General features: G+C 42.5%; 14 protein-coding genes and 1 pseudogene. 2 read left to right on the forward strand and 13 right to left on the reverse strand.

All coding sequences use genetic code 11. The features are described from left to right. The 6 genes from V7K53_RS24805 to V7K53_RS24830 form a co-directional block, all read right to left on the reverse strand. Positions 1-1612 (reverse strand): tetratricopeptide repeat protein (locus tag V7K53_RS24805; RefSeq protein ID WP_335200189.1); only part of this gene is annotated, 1612 nt, incomplete at its 3' end. A gap of 38 nt (positions 1613-1650) precedes the next feature. Next, positions 1651-2394, reverse strand: coding sequence for a toll/interleukin-1 receptor domain-containing protein (locus V7K53_RS24810; RefSeq protein ID WP_335200190.1), 744 nt, complete (start codon positions 2392-2394; stop codon positions 1651-1653). Between the two features lie 258 nt (positions 2395-2652). After that, positions 2653-4371: an NAD+ synthase gene (locus V7K53_RS24815; RefSeq protein WP_335200191.1), complete on the reverse strand. Its 1719-nt coding sequence runs from the start codon at positions 4369-4371 to the stop codon at positions 2653-2655. A gap of 87 nt (positions 4372-4458) precedes the next feature. After that, a complete protein-coding gene (locus tag V7K53_RS24820) occupies positions 4459-5205 on the reverse strand; it encodes an NUDIX hydrolase (RefSeq protein WP_012411955.1) in 747 nt (248 codons plus the stop codon). Next, positions 5166-5765 (reverse strand): nicotinate-nucleotide adenylyltransferase, encoded by a 600-nt coding sequence (locus V7K53_RS24825; protein WP_335200193.1) that lies wholly within the window; start codon positions 5763-5765, stop codon positions 5166-5168. The genes V7K53_RS24820 and V7K53_RS24825 overlap by 40 nt, the downstream gene beginning before the upstream one ends. 88 nt (positions 5766-5853) lie before the next feature. Next, positions 5854-7269: a nicotinate phosphoribosyltransferase gene (locus tag V7K53_RS24830; protein ID WP_335200194.1), complete on the reverse strand. Its 1416-nt coding sequence runs from the start codon at positions 7267-7269 to the stop codon at positions 5854-5856. A gap of 455 nt (positions 7270-7724) precedes the next feature. On the opposite strand from V7K53_RS24830, the gene V7K53_RS24835 reads away from it, so the two are divergent. Together V7K53_RS24835 and V7K53_RS24840 are read left to right on the forward strand one after the other, a co-directional pair. Further along, positions 7725-7877, forward strand: coding sequence for a hypothetical protein (locus V7K53_RS24835; protein WP_335200195.1), 153 nt, complete (start codon positions 7725-7727; stop codon positions 7875-7877). Positions 7878-8265: 388 nt separating this feature from the next. Continuing rightward, positions 8266-8592 carry a hypothetical protein gene (locus V7K53_RS24840; RefSeq protein WP_335200196.1) on the forward strand — a complete coding sequence of 109 codons (327 nt, stop codon included), beginning with the start codon at positions 8266-8268 and terminating at the stop codon, positions 8590-8592. 229 nt (positions 8593-8821) lie between these two features. Here V7K53_RS24840 and V7K53_RS24845 read toward each other — a convergent pair whose 3' ends face one another. The 7 genes and pseudogenes from V7K53_RS24845 to V7K53_RS24875 form a co-directional block, all read right to left on the reverse strand. Then, positions 8822-9442, reverse strand: coding sequence for a Uma2 family endonuclease (locus V7K53_RS24845; protein ID WP_335200197.1), 621 nt, complete (start codon positions 9440-9442; stop codon positions 8822-8824). Positions 9443-9503: 61 nt separating this feature from the next. Next, positions 9504-10382: a DUF6615 family protein gene (locus V7K53_RS24850; protein WP_335200198.1), complete on the reverse strand. Its 879-nt coding sequence runs from the start codon at positions 10380-10382 to the stop codon at positions 9504-9506. A 169-nt stretch (positions 10383-10551) separates the two neighbouring features. Next, entirely contained in the window at positions 10552-12063 is a 1512-nt protein-coding gene (locus V7K53_RS24855; protein WP_335200199.1) for a trehalase family glycosidase, read from the reverse strand. Positions 12064-12208: 145 nt separating this feature from the next. Then, positions 12209-15007: a malto-oligosyltrehalose synthase gene (gene treY / locus V7K53_RS24860; RefSeq protein WP_335200200.1), complete on the reverse strand. Its 2799-nt coding sequence runs from the start codon at positions 15005-15007 to the stop codon at positions 12209-12211. Positions 15008-15197: 190 nt separating this feature from the next. Continuing rightward, complete coding sequence (gene treZ, locus V7K53_RS24865) at positions 15198-17045, reverse strand: malto-oligosyltrehalose trehalohydrolase (protein ID WP_335200201.1); 1848 nt, start codon at positions 17043-17045, stop codon at positions 15198-15200. Positions 17046-17315: 270 nt separating this feature from the next. Next, a complete protein-coding gene (locus V7K53_RS24870) occupies positions 17316-17723 on the reverse strand; it encodes a thiol-disulfide oxidoreductase DCC family protein (protein ID WP_335200202.1) in 408 nt (135 codons plus the stop codon). A gap of 104 nt (positions 17724-17827) precedes the next feature. Next, positions 17828-18434 (reverse strand): annotated as a pseudogene (locus V7K53_RS24875) (Uma2 family endonuclease). Positions 18435-18621 lie beyond the last annotated feature (187 nt).

The raw sequence follows: 18621 nt of genomic DNA on the forward strand, positions 1-18621 counted from the left end.
GTGCTAAACCCAGGTTATTGTGAGCGATTGCAAAGTTTGGGTCGATTTGCAGAGCTTCTTGGTAGGCGGCGATCGCTTCTGACAACTTCCCTTGATCGGACAGTGCTAAACCCAGGTTATTGTGAGCGATTGCAAAGTTTGGGTCGATTTGCAGAGCTTCTTGGTAGGCGGCGATCGCTTCTGACAACTTCCCTTGAGCGTACAGTGCATTCCCCAGGTTATAGTGAGCGTCTGCATAATTTGGGTCGATTTGCAGAGCTTCTTGGTAGGCGGCGATCGCTTCTGACAACTTCCCTTGATCGGACAGTGCTGAACCCAGGTTATTGTGAGCAATTGCAAAGTTTGGGTCAATTTGCAGAGCTTCTTGGTAGGCGGCGATCGCTTCTGACAACTTCCCTTCACCGTACAGTGCTAACCCCAGGTTATAGTGAGCGATTGCAAAGTTTGGGTCGATTTGCAGAGCTTCTTGGTAGGCGGCGATCGCTTCTTCCAACTTCCCTTGATCGGACAGTGCATTCCCCAGGTTATTGTGAGCGATTATAGAGTTCGGGTCAAGACGGAGGGCTGCTTTGTACTTGACGGCTGCTTCCTCGAACTTTTTAGCTTCGCTGAAACGATCCGCTTCGTTTATCAGGCTTGTGACTTTATCTTGGCGCTTTTCTTGCTCTTGTGCAATGACTTGCTCCTCAAGCAGGGTTATATCCTCATCCCTGAGTTTTAACATCTGCTGATAATTCTTTAGTCCTTCACGGCTGTGTTCGCTGAGTGGATACTCCCGTTGCAGGACTTTGATTAATTCTTGCTCAAATCGTCGCAACTTTTGCTGATAGTCCTCCAGCGATACCTCTATCTTTTGAACACTGACAACCTTGAGATACAAATCTCCCCGTTGATTGGTTATCGAGTTAAGTTTACCTTTACCCCGAACCCGCAGTTTCTTACCAGGACTAAAACCAGATGGAACAGTCACAGTAATTGAGCCATCATCCAGTGCAATCTTCTTTTCTGTACCGTAGGTCAATTCAGCAATACTCAGAGGGAGTTCTAGCGTTAGGTCAGTTTGAATTTGATTATTAGGTTGAGATGGAGCATTATCTGTTGCGGGTTTGAGAGCAAGAGGCTTTTGGTTTGCTGAACTGTCTTTGGGAGGTGAGTAATTCGAGCTAGCAACTAATCGCGCCACCTCTTGCCGAATTCCCTTGACAACTTCTAAGAAAGCTTCATCTCGATCGTTCCAGCTTTTTATCGGTTTGCGATTACTAGGCAGTGGTGACAATTTATCAATGGGAGGATTGTCCCAATCTGCATAACGTAGCAATACCGGAATCACACGAGCCTTACCTGCGGCATTTTGTTCTAAAGCTCGTGTAACTTCAACTGTCCAGTGATACTCTGAAGCAATAAAATCTGGACTCACCAACAGTAGAATTAGCCCAGCCCGTTTGAGGTGCTTATTAATTTCATCTTGAAACTCTTGCCCAGCGATAATTTCGCGCTTGTGCCAACTGGTAATAAGTTTTTCCCGCAGCAAAGTTACTAGATGCCTTTCTAACTCTTCGCGCAGTTCTTCATCTTTTTGGTGATAAGAAATAAAAACTTCAATAGACTTCATAGGAAATATGGCAAGACGTTGGCTGGTTTAAAAGAAAACTACAAAAACTTTTGCTCGATTTCCTCAAGCTGCCGATCTAATCTATTTTGTTCTGTTTGGGCTTCCTGAATTTGCGCTTCTAGCTTAAACTTTGTCGCTGTATCTGTTTCAATGCCGTATGCTTGGCGCAGCCGACCTAATTTTGTGCTAGCCAGGTCATACTGTTGTTGTAGTGAATCCCGTTCTTGCTCGAATCGGCGACGCTGGCGTTCAGTTAAACCCCCACTCGTTGCAGCAGGGTTAGAAGTCGCAGGTGTAGTAGTTCCAGAAGCTGTTGAGGAGGAGGGTTTTGATTTAGCAATATCTTCAACTACTCTGCGAATCCCTTGAGCGACATTTAAAAAAGCCTCATCTTGGTCTGGCCAGGTGGTGACAGGTTTAGCATTTTTGGGGAGTGCTTGCAGTTTACCAAAAGGCGCACCATTCCAGTCTGACGGCTTGAGAATAATCGGAATTACCCGAGCTTCCCGCGTTTCATGTCGCTCCATTGCTCGTGTCATTTCTTTGTCATAGCAGTAATCTGAAGCCAGAAAGTTAGCACTCACCAGCAGCAAAATGATATCTGCAAGTTCAAGATTGTCATCGATCGCATTTGCCCATTCACTACCAGCAGTGATTTCGCGATCGTGCCAAGCTTCAATAACTCCTTGACGTTTCATCATACTCAGATGAGTTGCCAACTCGTCTCGCAATTCTTCATCTTTGTGGGAGTAGGAAAAAAATACTTTAACCGCATTAGACATATTCTTAAATCTACTTCATTAAATAGCTGTATATGAGTATATAAGTTAATTTTTACAGAATAAAAACCCAAACGGAGAATCTTTATTTAACGTGAGTTCGACGGGTTATATAGTGTCAGTCTAATCAGCCTAATAAAAAAATTTTTACTATGCAAAATCTGTCCCTCTTCGCATCGGAGAAGGACAGACTTTAATAAAAGTTCAAGCCAGGGAGAGGTTTGATAACTAATTACTTGATTTGCGGATGAATCTTGTCCATCACAACAAACTAAGGTTAGGTGTAGCTGTAGTTTTAGTCTGGTAAGCCTTTTTGACACCAACCCAATTACTAGCAATTGGCATTCGCCAACCAGTTCCAAAAGCGCGATCGGTGATTTTTAAACCGGGGGGTGCTTGTCGCCGTTTAAATTCAGCCCGCGCCACCATTTGAATTACTCTGTCTACAATCACCGCATCGTGACCGGCTGCAACAATTTGCGCTGCTGATTGGTGGTTGTGAACCAAGCGTTGCAAAATATCGTCCAAAATTTCGTAAGGCGGTAGAGAGTCTTGATCCACTTGGCCCGGTTTGAGTTCGGCGCTGGGTGCTTTAGTTAAAACGTTTTGCGGGATGATTTCATCATTGCGATTTAACCATTGGCAAAGTGAATACACACGGGTTTTAGGTACATCTGCAATCACCGCTAACCCGCCATTCATATCGCCGTAGAGAGTACAGTAACCCACAGCCATTTCTGACTTGTTACCAGTAGATAAAAGCAGATAGCCAAATTTATTAGCGATCGCCATTAATAAATTACCGCGAATCCGCGATTGGATATTCTCTTCAGCCAGTCCAAACTCAGTACCCGCAAACAAATCACCTAAAGTTTGATCGAAGCCTTGCATTAACTCGCCAATTGGTAAAAGATTAGTCTTAATCCCCAAATTTTCGGCTAATGCCAAAGCATCACTGATGGAATGTTCCGAACTGTAAGGGGAAGGCATGAGAACACCGAGGACATTTTCTTTACCAAGTGCAGCCGTGGCGATCGCAGCTACTATTGCCGAGTCAATCCCGCCACTTAAACCCAACACTACTTTAGAAAAGCGACACTTACGAGCGTAATCTCGTACTCCTAAAACCAAAGCTTGCCAAATTTCATCATCTTCTGATTGATATGCAGGTGCTACAGAACCTAATTGAAAATCTCGTTGTGTCTCGTCAAATTCAACAACTACTAAATCGGTATCAAAACCACGGGCACGAGATATAATTTCACCTTGACGATTTAAGACAAAACTATGTCCATCAAAAATTAGGTCATCATTTCCCCCAACCTGATTAGTGTAAATCATCGGTTGTTGAAAACGTACTGCACTATGTCTGAGCATAGTTTCCCGAAACTGCTGCTTCCCAACAGTGTAGGGAGAAGCAGACAAATTTACAATCAAATCTACACCCAAAATTGCTAAGTCAGCAATCGGATTTACTGCATAACTACGTTTGCCCCAAAAATCCTCATCGTTCCATAAATCTTCGCAAATAGTTACGCCAATATCGATATTATCTAAAGTGAAATAATTAGCTTGTAACCCTGGTTCAAAATAGCGACGTTCATCAAAGACATCGTAAGTAGGTAAAAGTCGCTTGTGAAAAACTTGCTTAACTTGGCCATTCTCTAACAAAGCCATACTGTTAAATAAAGTTTTACCGCCACTAATAGATGCATTGAGGTTCGGTTCAACAGTTCCTACCAACACAGCTAAATTTGGTGGTAAATCCTGGGCCAAATTTTGTAAAGTGATGCCCATCGCTTCCACAAAACTAGGATTTAGTAATAAATCTCTTGGTGGATAGCCACACAAAGAAAGTTCTGGTGTCAACAACAAACGCGCACCACTAGATGCTGCTCGTTGTGACGCCTCCAGGATTGTTTGGGCATTTAAAAGCAAATCACCAATTGTCGGATTAATTTGAGCGATCGCAATTTTCATATTATTTGTCGTTTGTCATTGGTCATTAGTCATTTGTCAAGAGTCAAAATAGGTTACTCAGGATTTTTGACTCTGAAAAGTGATTGATTAAATAAACACCAAAGGTTTATCTTTTAAGGGAGCAAAAGCTTCCGCGTCAAACTTATACAAACTAGCCGGACGACCAGCACCCCGTGATACCTTAATTCCGGTATCGCATAAAAAACCTAACTTGAGTAGACGCGCTCGAAAATTAGAATAATCGGAAAAATTGTCACCTAAAACTGTGGCGTATAACTGATATAAATCATTCAAGGTGAACATTTCTGGCAAGACTTCAAAAGCCACCGGACTATACTCTAATTTATTTCGCAATCGCCTGTGCCCATAAGCCAGAATTTCGTTATGGTCAAAAGCTAATTGCGGCACTTGTTTTACCGGATACCAAGCGATGCCAGTCATGCGATCGGCAATCAATTCGGCTTCTTCAAATCGCACTAGGGCAAAGTAACTAACTGATAAATAACGCACACCATAACTATCAGTTGCTTCCCGTGGATCGCGATTCGGCCCGCCAAAGGTATACAGTTGTTCTAAATAGAGATTGTTTACCTTAATTTTCTCCGCCATAATGCGATAAGCGGCATCTTCTAAAGACTCTCCTGGACGTACCAAAGTACCGGGAAGACTCCAATGATTTAAAAATGGTTCTTGCTGCCGCATTACTAGTAGAACTAACAGCCGATTTTGTACAGTATCTACAGAAAAAATTACATTATCAACACCAACCTTGAAATCGGCCAAAGGTTGTTGGTTTAACGGAGTTGGTATCTTTTTTTGTGAACGTCCTGGCATTCGTACAAATGCTCTCGATTAATATAGGCAACTACAGGGGCTGTGAGGGCTTGGGGATCTCCATGTTCGCGGTACGCTGTTGAGGAAACATCTAGACCGGTCAGACTAGCGATCGCAATTTTCCCTCCCAGCTTTTGCACTACCTCTGAACTAGATTCATCTATTGCATATCCGGGTCGCGGTACAATCAGTAGTTGCACTTCCTGTAACAAATCTTCAATGCGATACCAACGTGGTAGCTGACTCAGTAAATCTGAACCAATAATCAACGTCAATTCAGCATCTTCACCCCAAGCAAGCTTTGCTTTTTCCACTGTTTCCAGTGTTCTGAAGCTACTCAATTCTTGTTCCAAAGCAATATTGTGCCGTGGCGCGTCTATATTCGCAATTAACAGTTGCAGCATTGCCGCCCGATGTTGTAAGGGTGTTTGATGGGACTTAAATGGATTATCTGCTGCCCAAACCGCTACCCAATCATAACGCTCAGACAACCAACTCAGAATTTCTTGATGTCCAGCAGTTGGTGGATCGGCACTAGTTCCAAACAAAGCAACTCTCATAGTAATTCGTAATTCGTAGTGACGCTCGATGACTCGCTAACGCTGCGCTAACGTAGGTCGTAATTAAGACATACCGAAAGAGCAATTATTACCTCTGTGTACTCAGCGCCTCTGCGGTTCGTTTCTTAGTTTCTTCAGTCAATACCCGTAACGCTTCAGAAATCTCCACTTCTACAGCCACCGGACGATCCAAAAGCCGTGTTTGTTGTGGCAAACTGGCGACTGATGCGGCGGTACGTTGACGAATTGTTGCCAAAGACTCTAACGGTTGTACCCGTTGACCCTCCTGCACTACCAATTGCAACAAAGGTTCTTCGTCCAGAAGACTTTCACCTAAGAGTCCCAACCTGTCTGCTTTTACCTTCCCTCCCGTATACGAGCGAAAAATCTGCTTGCGTCCTGGATAAGTAACTTTACCACTTGACTGCTTCATTACTGGGATGCCATCAATGTCTACAAGTTTATAGACTCCATTTACGGGCGAACCTGTAACTAGTCGCGTTCCCAGTCCGTAACCATCAATTTGCGCCCCAGCAGCTTTTAATCTGGCAATTTCCCACTCATCCAAATCACCACTGGCAAAAATTGGTACACCGGGAAGGAGCGATCGCACCTGTTTTGATAAGGTAACTAAATCTCCTGAGTCCAATCTCACTCCTGTTAATTGCATTTCCCCGGAATTTACTTTTTGGGCCAAGCGCCCGGCAGCAGCAATGGTGTCGTAAGTATCAATCAGTAATGGCGCACCCGGAAAATAGCGATGAAATGCACTAAAAGCTTGTTCTTCAGTGCCTTCTATTGCTGACAACGCCATCACTAAGGCGTGTGCCATCGTACCACTTGGCTGTTGCCCCAGTTGTAGCGCTGCTAACACATTAGAAGTGGAATCTAACCCACCCGCCAACGCTGCCCGCGCCGCCCACAAAGACCCTTGGGGACTAAATGCTCGTCTTGTCCCAAATTCTAAAAGTGTTGCTTCTTCTCCCGCGACATCCCGCAACCTTGCTGCTTTTGTGGCAATTAAAGTCTGGTAATTAATCGTATTTAAAAGGTAAGTTTCTACTAGTTGGGCTTGCCAAAGAGGTGCTTCTACTCTCAACAGTGGTTGATTAGCAAACACAGCTGTCCCTTCTGGTACTGCCCAGACATCACCCGTAAACTTTCCCTCAGCTAAAAGTGACCAAAAGCGATCGCCTGCGTGAGCAAAAATTCCCGTTGCCTGTAATGCCGCAATTTGCGCGGAACTAAAGCGGATTTTGGCTAAATATTCCAATGCCTGCGTCAGCCCCATTGCAATTAAATAACCAAAACCCTCTGGCAATCGTCTGACAGACAATTCAAAGCTTGCCCGTCGTTGTTCTATACCTTCGCCTGTGTAACAAGCTGCCATTGTTAACTGGTAAAGGTCGGTCAGCAAGCTGTAGTCATCGGCAGAAAGGTTTAGTTCCTCGTTCTGCTGGCTTTGCTGTTTATATACATAGTCCAAATCTGGCAAAGTTGTCATGCAAGAGCTTCCTTACAAGATGCTTCTTTTATTTATGGTAATATTTACCATAAATAATGTCAACTCCCTGCAAGTATATTGTTTGAGATTGCCGTAGAGCAGTAGATTTATCGGTAGCTTAATACTAACTTCATCAAATACTTAATATTTTTTAATAGTGAGAGCGCGCAATAATGTTAATTAGAGCGGCTGGCTAATCAAGGAAAACAATATCCTGTCAGAGAAAGTTTGTTTTGCTTCGCTATTTTCCCAAATGGGTTGAAAGAAACAATCATGTTACAATTAGAATCGAAGAGAAAAGTTTGACTTTTTGACGAGCTAAAGTATTGCAAAGTTATCTGAATAAACATTGCATATATTCTCAATATATTGAGAAGATGAACAAGGCTTGAATATTAGGATTACACTATAAGCATCACCATTAAAGCGACTCAAAAAGAAGGAGTCAAAATATTATGGATATTTCCAAAATCATTGCGAACATAACCCAGTATATTTCTGAAGCTGCAATGCGGATTTTTGGTCCTACGGATGATGCTTATCCTGCTGTTGGCGTACAACCTTTTACAGGTGAGCCTTACAATGAAGATACAGATGATAATTGGTAGGTGCCGATAGGGCATTGATAAATAGGAGTCAAAATTCAGAATTCAGACAAGGGCAATTACTGGGTAGTTTAGGCAAACCATATAATTGAAAACCACGAAATTGTAGATTTAGCTTCGTAATTAAACCCCTTTATTTAAAAGTAGTGGCGTATTTCGATACGCCACTATTCCAATTTATTTTGCATTTTGGCTCCTGACAAATAGATATATTGCAAAAATTATATAGCAATCAGAGTTTTAGTCTCTTTAGGCGTTCAAAATTCAAGCCGCAACGCTATATTTGGGCTTGGTATTAGAAAAGAATAACCAAAACTACTTTGGGTTTAAGATTACATGTTTGTTTTATCTATTCTAGACATTTAATCATATAGCAAAGGAGTGAAAGTTCATGAAGGCACAACTTTTGAAGTATTTGGGTTTACCCTGTGCTTTAGTTATGCTGGGTAATACATCAGCTTTGGCTGACAGTGCATCTGGTACAATTAGGGAATATCATCTAAATCCTCAGGTAGCAGGAAGGGGTGTATGTATTCAAATGAACCCTACATTACCAACTGGTGGTGGTTGGCTATGTTTGTGGAAAGATAATGCTTTGTATCAAGAAATTAGTGATTTACTTCGTGAGAGTTATTCTTCAAGAAAAACCTGTGCGGTTACTTGGACTACTTATCGCGGCGGTCTGGCAGATATTGATTATGTAAGCTGCTACAATTAAGCTTTTCCACAGTTGAAACCAAATACAGGCTTTGAGAATTTCAACAGCCGATTGACATCTGTCAAAATAAAATTGATGGCGTGAATAGTTATTTAGGCTAGTAGTTTGCCAAAGAAACGAATGCGGGGTAATGGGAAAAGTGTTTTATTCTTTCCCCTTTAACATTTCACCAGCTCAAACCCAGCAATTTTAAGTTGACAAACTACTCAAAGCGATCGCATCTACCAATTCACTCAATGACAGATCGCCCAGCATTAAAAATTTGTTGGGCCGTTAGTTGCAAGTTGGGAAAGATTGAGGAAACAAGTTGCTCGTTGTTTTGAAACAACTGTTTTTGATACTCATCCTCTATTAAGGTACAAATTGTTACCGTTGGCTGTTTGGGTTTGCCAATATATTCTCTGCCACCAATACCCAGATAATCAACAATCCAATATTCAGGAACTCCTAATAAGGCGTAATCTTCAACCTTACGGGCATAATCGTTTTGCCAGTTTGTGCTGACAACTTCCGCAATCAGTTTGATTGAGTTTCCTGATGTAATTACAGGTTGTTGTTGCCATAATGGTTCATTAATTAATTGAGTTTGGTCTAACACAATCACATCGGGACGAAAAGCTGTTTCTGTTCCTAAGAGTTTGATGAGACAGCGATGGGGAATAAAGTAGCTTAGATCCTGACGATCAATTTCTACATTCAGCTTTCGCCCAATCAATGCAGATACTTGCTCGTGTGGCCCGGTTGGTTCCATCTCAATTAATTCACCATCAATTAGTTCATAGCGATCGCACTCACCGTAATGGCTAATAAATTCATCAACGGTTAGAACTTTTGGGGCTGATTTAACCATTGTGATTATTCCTCATGATTTGGTGCTTGCTAGTTCCCAAGTAATTATTTCACCCAACATATTAAAGTAGTTCATGTAGCTCCTTCCGTTCTTTTATGATTGTAACCTGTCCCAGATTGGAGTCAGGTAGCTCTAATACATCATTTTTAAGTAGTAGCTGTACATGTTTAGGTGGCACATCACTTAGGTACAAATTATCATAAATTCTTTGATAATTGTTTGGCATATTCTTTAAATTTTTAGAAATACTTACGTTAAATTTTTCAAGAAATAAACTCTCACTTTGAATAATAGATTTTCTCCAAGATTCCAAAACTCTAATTGGTAAATCGTCTGAGCTATCTCCATGACAACATACTAAAGAATGCCACGGCTTCATATATTTCAGTAAATCTTTAAGATATTTTGATTCTTTTTTGCTCTGTAAAGCTTTAATAATAAAAGCAGAAATAATTGAACAACCATAGCTATTTTCTTTGTCTATAGGGTTATATTTTAGATACTCTTTACTAAATATTGAGTCATTCCAGTTAGAGTAAAAGCAATATAATGGGATAGGCGAATTCTTTTCTTTTGAAGCATCTTCTATGAGAAGATCGCATTGATATACTTTATTTTTACTTTTAGTTTTTTTGTAGTGATACAGATGATTGAAAGAATTGTTTTTAAAATCTATAACTTTAGCTTGCACTCGAAAACCTATCCATTTATCGCTAGCACCAGTAAACCACCACTCCCAATCTGCACCGTTTGATCCTTCTTTATGTTTAGTAAATTTATGATTATAAATTTCCAGTGTTTTCTCAGATTTTAGCTTAAGAATATTTATATCTGTTAAAGTTTCTTCTCCGATCTGATGATTTAAATCACGCCCTTTGGCGAGCATATCCCACGTTTCTTTTGAGCAGTTTCTGAAAGTATCACATAAGGTTGAGAGCATATTGAAAATTCAAAAAGTAATAGACAGTTTTAGTATTCCCTAAACAAGCCTAAACTTAATCATTTATATTTGGGGATTCATTGTAGGGTGTTTGCTATGGTGGGCAAAACAATTACATTGAAAAAATCAAGTAAGTTTAAGGCGTGAGGTTTTTCTCACACCCTTTTATTTAAACTTTTTTGTCACCGATCGCTAAGAGTTCCAGAATCGCTCCATTTGTCCAGCCGAAACCAACTTCGTTAGAACTATATCCAAAGCAGATTTCGTCGGAAACATTGGCAGAACAGCGTTCAACATCATATTTCTCAACTAAGGTATTGTGACGCTCGAATTCTTTAACTACCATAGCGAGAAATTTGTTGGCAATGCGATCGCCTTCTGCATGATACCCATAGCGGCGAAGCCCCAGGACGGCAACTAATGTCAATGGGGCCCAGCCAAAGGGAGCATCCCACTGGTTGCCGGTGACACGAGTACTGGTAAAAATTCCGCCTGGTGCTTCAAACAAAGAGAGATTTTCTACGACGCGTTTGGCTTGAGTTGGAGAAGCAATTCCCAGCCACAGAGGATAGAACGTGGTAGCAAATTCGTAGCGGCGGCGTTTTCCACTCTGGAAATGATAGTCGAAATATAATCCTTTTTCTTCATCCCAGAGAAATTGATCGATCCGATCGCGGCGCATATCTGCACGATCGCTCCATTGTTGTCTTAGTTCTTCGTTACCGAAAATATAGTTAATTTTCGCTAAATCTTGTTCCACCTGATACAGGAAACTGTTGAGGCACACAGGAGCGTAGTGGAGGATATCAGCGCTGAAGGGACCAAATCGGTTGGTGATATCAAAACCGGACTCGCGCATAGTGCGATCGCCCTTATAAAATAGATTGGTCAGTTCGTCATTTTCGCGATCGTAGTAAAGATTGACATCGTAATCTTCAACCTCAAAGGTTTGATAATATTCCTTGACGCGATCGTAGTGGCTTTTTCCCTCTTCATCTCGCTCGGAAAACAAAACTTCTGGCGCTGGGCCTTCGCCAAAGGCATAAAATCTGGATAAGCGGGTTGCAGCATTCAGGTGGGGCGGTACTACCCAGTAATAATAAAATTGCTCTAACAGTGGTACGGTTGCCTTTAACCACTCTTCATCCTGGGTGTGCTGGAATAACGCCAAAACCATCATACTGAGGACTGGAGGCTGCGATCGCGACAGCATATAAGTCCGGTTGGCGTTGAGAATAGTACCGTAATGTTCCACTTGGTACAGCAATTGATCGACTTGGCTTTGTGCTAACTCCAATTCTCCATCGTGCAAAAGTCCTAGCAATATAAAGTAGCTGTCCCAGCCATACATTTCGTTGAAGCGACCACCTGGTACGACATAAGGCCCTGGTAGGTATAATAAGCCATGCTGTTTAATCGCTTCTACTTCTGATGGCAAAGTGCGAATTTCTAGCTGTTGCATATCTTTGGGAGATAGCGATCGCTCCAACACAGTCTGAATGTTAGGACAATCTTCTGAGGGGGAAATGTAAACGATCCAAGGAGTTCCTGTTTTGTGGTCTAGTTTGGTATCCTTGGCAGATTGTAATAAGTGTTCGTGCGATCGCGTTAAGGTTTTCCACGTTTTTTTGATGTGGAGGCGCACAGCTTCAATCTGCGCAGTGGTCAGTGTTGGGGTCATAAATTCTGAATTGTTTTTTTAACGCAAAGGAGAGGCAGCGCGGTCTTGGGGGTTTCCCCCATGAGCGACTGCCGTCGCAAAGGGAAGCGCAGAGGAACGCTGAGGTTTTACAGGGTTCTCTCTGCGTGGGACGAGATTTTTGTTTTTACTCGGCAGTACTGATTAAGAGGGCAACTGGGAAATGGGTGAGGGCTGTTGCGATAGATAGGGTTTCTGTGGTGTGTAAGGGCTGCTGAGTTAGGATGTTTTTCCAGGTGGGGGAAGTTCCGGGGGGTAGTTGGAGGTGCGTATCTTGCCAAACTGACTCGCCCAAGGGATTGTCTCCTGGCTGGATGAGGCTGGTTAAAAAGCGAGGCGCGATCGCGATCGCTGTTTGATTTCCCTCCCGCCGTGCAAAGGCGATAATATGATTGGCGTAGGTTCCCTGAACTTCTAAGGGTAAATAATCACCGTCCTGGAATAATGAGACATAGTTTGTTCTGGCTTGGAGTAATTGAGCCGTTAAAAACAGTTTGATTCTACCGTCTGTTTTGTCGTTTAGTAACTCCTGAATTAATCCGAGTATGTCTGTTTTTACCTGTTCGCGGATGGCGCTTAAGTAAGTACGTCGCTGTTCAAAATCCACGGGACGGCGATTATCTGGATCGACTAAACTCAGTTCCCAAAGTTCCGTTCCCTGGTATAAATCGGGTACGCCGGGCGCGGTAATCTTTAGTAGAGTTTGGGAAAGGGAATTGAAGATACCATACTCTGCAATTCGCTGTTGAAATGGACGAAAGGCTTCTAGAAATTCCCCGGATATAGCAGGATCGAGTACTTTCTCAATAAAGGAGGTACAAGCTTCTTCATACTCGCTATCGGGTCGTAACCAGGCTGTATGCACCTTCGCCTCTCGTATTGCCTTTATTATATAATCCTTCACTCGTTCCACGAAGGATGCATGTTCGTGTTCGGCAAAAGGAAACGCCCCTACCAGGGTTTGATAAAGAAAATACTCATCGTTGCGATCGGGTATAGCGAAGCCGTGGCGATGGCTACGATGTCCGCGATTAATGGCACTCCAAGTATTTACCTGCCGATCCCACTCATCGGGGATTTCTGAGAGGACATTCAATCTGGCCCGCACATCTTCGCCGCGTTTGGTATCGTGGGTGGCGGTGGTGTTCATTGTGTGGGGCCAGGTTGTTTGGTGCTGTTGGTTAAAGGCATGAAATTTGGTGACTGGAATCCCAAAATGACCGGGATTACCCCCAACTTCATTCAACGACAGCAAGCGATTGTATACATATAATGTCGTGTCTTCGACGCCTTTTGCCATTAGGGGGCCGCTGTATTGCTGCATTCGCAAGACAAAATATATCCACTGTTCGCGTTCTGTTTGAGTCAGAGAGTTATCAAACTCTAGCAGCATTAACTTTTCAATAAAGGTCAGTTCGTGCTGCAACAGGGGCGTTTCTTCTTTAGCTTGGCGGATTACTTCTTGAATGGTAGCGCGATCGCTATCTCCAATTCCATCGGGCGTAATATAGGTACGGTAAATCGGGAACAGTGTCAAAACTTCAGCGATCGCTCTTTTTAATCCATTTAGCGTAAAATCATTGCCATAGCGATATTTGCTGGAGATATTTTTTAATAAAAGAGCCAAGCTGTCAATATCACCTGCTAAATTCTTTTCGAGGATCAGGTGCTTTTTATCCTTGACTACTGATGCATAATCTACTCGTGAGCCGATAAAGTTATGGTATATTTTATCGAACTGTGATTGATTTTCGTATTGACAAAATACGCCATTTACATAATTTAGAAAGTCATATCCAGATGTTCCTTCAATTCCCCAATTTTCTGGTAGTTCTTCGGTCAGTTCTAAAATCTTTTCCACAGTGATATAAACATCACCCATTTTTTCTCGCAGCCTTTCGAGATACTGAATTGGGTTATAAAGTCCATCAATATGATCGATGCGTAAACCTGTAAATTTGCCTTCCTCAACTAGCTTTTGAATTAGGCTATGAGTATTATTAAAAACCCGCACTTCTTCAACTTTAACGGAAATTAGTTCGTTGACAGTAAAGAAACGGCGATAATTCATTTCCTCCGCGCCAACCTTCCAGAAAGCAAGACGGTAAAACTGGTCTTTTAGTAATTCATCTAGGAGGTTAAAGCTTTCGGAATTACCGGGTTCTCCGTTGAAAGTTTCGATATTTTCGTCAATGAACTCACGGATGGCATCGTTTGTGGTGTAAAGTTCCCAAACTAATCCTTTAATAAATGCAATCTGGTCTTGTCGCTGTTTACCCGCCACTTCTGAAGGGACATTTTTGAGAATGTAGAGAATCCCCAAAAGCTTAATAAAATCGGGGTGATTGCGTCCCAGTGTGCGGGTGAGTTTTCCTAAATTATAGGTGATAAATTTTGTGTAAGATTCTAAACGGAGTGGCAATTTCAAGCTGTAATAGTTGACAGTTAAACCGTTCTGTTCGTATTGCAGTTGAATGTGTCCGTTTTCTAGGGATGTACCATAGAAATCTCCCAGTAGTGGCGCGAGAATTCGCTCTTGGCGATCGCCAAAGGGAGCATTCCAAGAAATGTCGAAGTAGTCGGTATAACTGGAATCTGGGCCGTGTTCCAATATGTCCATCAAGTAATCGTTTTCGCTACTATAGGCCATGTGGTTGGGCACAATATCTTGTAACCAGCCCATACCAAGGGATTGAACTTCAGCCACTAATGCATCAAAGGACTCATTAGTTCCCAGTTCTGGGTTAAGTTGAGTGGCATCTACTATATCGTAGCCATGTGTACTCCCCGATCTTGCCTTAAAAATGGGGGAGGCATATAAATCAGAAATACCCAAATCTGCTAGATAAGCTGCGATCGCTTTAGCGTTGTCAAAGCCAAACTGAGGTGTAAACTGAATTCGATAAGTGGCGGTGGGAATTCGCATATTTTTTTGTTTCTAATGGGGAGTGGGAAGAGACGCGATTAATCTCGTCTCTACTGGGGAGTGAGGAGGATGAGGGAGATAAGGGACGCTGAACCTCTGAGCTTGAACGTTGAACCTTTGAGCTTGAAATTTTAAATTCTAACTCTCCCCCTTATCTTCTTTATTTTTGAATTTTGAATTGTTAACTCCCTCATCCCCCTTCATACAGGACTAGACTGGTAGCTTTGACTGTCAGTTCTTGTCCCGCAGATAGATGTTCGGCAGCTTTAGAACCAGGCCCAGACCATGAGGTATCTGCTGAGTCTAATATTTTATGGACATCGTGTTGACTTGGCAAAGTTACTGTCACCGAAGACGAATTGAAATTCATCACAAATATTATTTCACTCGATTCGCACCAACGCCGCACGATGACCACTTCCTTTTCTTCATCGCTAGTCGCTTCGATGAAATTGCGGTCTTGGTTGAGAAGTGCTGGATGTGTCTTGCGTAAATTAATTAACTGACGATACCAATCCCAGAGAACTTTGTGCTTTCCTTCATTGCGTAATTCCCAATTAAGTTTAGACTTAAGGAAAGTTTCTGCCGATTCTGGATCTGGGGGATCGTCTGCATAGTGAAATGCTTCAAATTCTTGTTTGCGTCCGGCTCGAACTGCTTGAATCAAATCGGGATCGGAGTGACTAACAAAGTAAATAAAGGGTGCAGTTTCGCCGTATTCTTCTCCCATAAATAACAAGGGTAAGTTGGGCGATAGCAGCACAGCGCCAGCGGCTAACTTTAATCCTTCAAAAGAGATCCGCTGAGTGAGGCGTTCTCCTTTCATTTGATTGCCGATTTGATCGTGATTCTGAATGCAGACTGTAAACTGTGACAAAGAGCGATCGCGGCAAGATACGCCATGAAATCGTTTGCGATCGGGCGAGTATTTCCAATCGTAGACAAAAGTATCGCTATAAGCTTTTGCTAAATCAGCACATTTCCCAAAATCTTGATAATATCCTTGGCGATCGCCTGTCAACAGTGTGTGCAATGAATGGTGAAAATCATCACTCCACTGAGCATCAAGACCATATCCACCCAATTCTGCCGGACGAATTATTTGCGGATTATTCAAGTCACTTTCGGCAATTAAATGGCGCTTCCATTTTTGCCCTTGTTGTGAGAAATGATGAACTGCTTCCGCCAATTCCCATAAAAAATGCTTGGCTCCCAAATCGTAAATTGCTTGAATGGCATCCAACCGCAATGCATCTATATGGAATTCGCCTAACCAGTAAAGCGCATTTTCGATAAAATAATTTCGCACACCCTGACTATGGGCATCGTCGAAATTCAGCGCTTCGCCCCACGGCGTTTTATAGGTTTTAGTAAAGTAGGGCGCGAACTGACTCATATAGTTGCCTTCTGGCCCAAAGTGGTTATATACCACATCCAGCACAACAGCAATATTATTTTGGTGGCAAGCATTTACCAGTTGCTTGAGTTCGGCTGGACTACCGTAGGAATTTTGGACAGCATAAGGATAAACGCCATCATAGCCCCAGTTGCGATATGCAAGAGTTGCCTCAACATGAGTGTCTCCCGGAAACTGGGAGATGGGCATGATTTCAATGGCGTTAATTCCCAGTTCCCTCAGTTCTGGTAAACGGGGAATGATGGCGGTGAAAGTTCCTTCCGGCGTGAATGTCCCAACGTGAACTTCATAGAAAATCATCGACTCTACAGGAATACCCGCCCATCCTTCATCAGTCCACTCAAAAGAAGGATCGACAATTTGCGACGGCCCATGCACCCCTTCCGGTTGATACTGCGATGCCGGATCGGCAAAGTTGTCTTGGCCATTCAAGACATACCGATAAAGCGTACCCGGATACACATCGTTGACTTTCGTGTGCCAGTATCCCTCAGATTGAGGCTTGAGCGGAATTAACTGCTGTTCTGGCGTCAAAATTTTTACTGTGACGCTATCTAATAGCGGAGACCAAACTGTAAATTCACACTCTCCGTTCCCCAAGTATTGAGCACCTATTTTCACGCAGTATCCTCCCGTCAGATTCTTTGTTGTGCCAAATTGTGGCGCGATGGCGTAACCGCCCGCCGTAGGCGATCGCAAATGTCATTGATTGCACAATGTTTACAAACACGCCAGATAGCATAATGGTTGGTCTAGCAGACTTTTTGCTAGCATCTGGAGGCGGATTTTTGACTAAAATAAACTCTGTCTAATGACCAAAGAGGCAGAGGAGCAGGGGACAGGAGGTAGGTAAAGCCTCGTGTAGCTAAGGTTTCTAGCTACCTATTTAACTTAAGTTGGCTTGCAGCTACCATCTACACAGTACGATGATTGATATGTATTAGAACGTTTACCAAAGATTGCGTAGCGGTTATCGCGGATTTGCTCGTAAAAGCGATCGCCTGCCCATTTCATTCCCGGTAATGCTCGATAAGCGTCTACAAATATACTTCCTGCTGGCAATAAGCGCCCAATTTCTTCAGCTGCATTACTGCCTTGCCAACGTCTCTGAGGAGCATTGCCATCAATTAAAATCATTCCCTGTTCGCAATCTTGGGCTGAAATTCCCCACTGTAAAAGTGTCTGCTCATCTTGCATGGGACTGTAGCGAAACAGCTTTCCTTGGTCTAAGGTTTCTAGCAATTGCACTAGGGTAACGCAGAGATTACAATTCCCGTCGTAGATTACGTAGTAATTCATAAAAATAACGGCTCTTTGGCAATTGAATTTTCGGATGTATCTAAAACACAACTTTGGTATTCTAGCTTAGAAAACCGTAGCGATCGCCAAAAAAATTTCATTTTTCAAATATGCATAATGTCGTCTAGCTTAAGTTGTAAATTTGGCAAGACCTCAGAATAAATAGTATCTCCTAAGCGATATTGTTGTTGCTGGTACACACCATTAACTAACTGACAAACGGTAAAGGTTGGTTGTTTGGGATTGCCGATAAACTGCAAACCACCCAAGCTACGAAAGTCCACAATCCAATATTCTGGGATGTTAAGAAAAGCGTATTCTTCCACTTTTCTTGCATAATCGTCTTGCCAATTAGTACTCACAACTTCAGCAACAAGTTTGATTGTATTACCGTTACAAATAATTAGTTCTTTTTGCCAGAGTGGTTCTTTACTAAGTTCTGCTTTATCTAAAACAATTACATCAGGACGCAGTACTGTGGCTTCAGCCGCAGGTGGTTTAATCAGACAAGTTTTTGGAACTAGCCAGTTGAAATTAGAATTAAAAGATTTCGACATAGATTCTACCAGCAATATTACCTGCAATAGCTTCGTGTGGCCCTGTAGGTTCCATGTCTCTTAATTGCCCGTCGATTAATTCGTAGCGTGTATTGTCACCATATTGAGCAATAAATTCCTCAAAGGTGAGTAGCTTGGGCGAGGTGTAGGTCATGATGTTTTGACTTGACGTAGGCTTATTGTAACGAAGGTATTATCAAGCAAAACTACCATGAGGTAGCGAATTAATTGCGTAGGCATAGCCCGCCGTAGGCATCGCTCTTGTCTGACTAAACAAGTGCGAAGTAAAACGAGGCTGTATTAACATAACAGGTCGATGCATTAACATAACAGGTCGATGT

Origin of the sequence: Nostoc sp., assembly GCF_036917355.1 — a bacterium.
In the GTDB taxonomy this organism is placed as follows: Bacteria; Cyanobacteriota; Cyanobacteriia; order Cyanobacteriales; family Nostocaceae; genus Nostoc.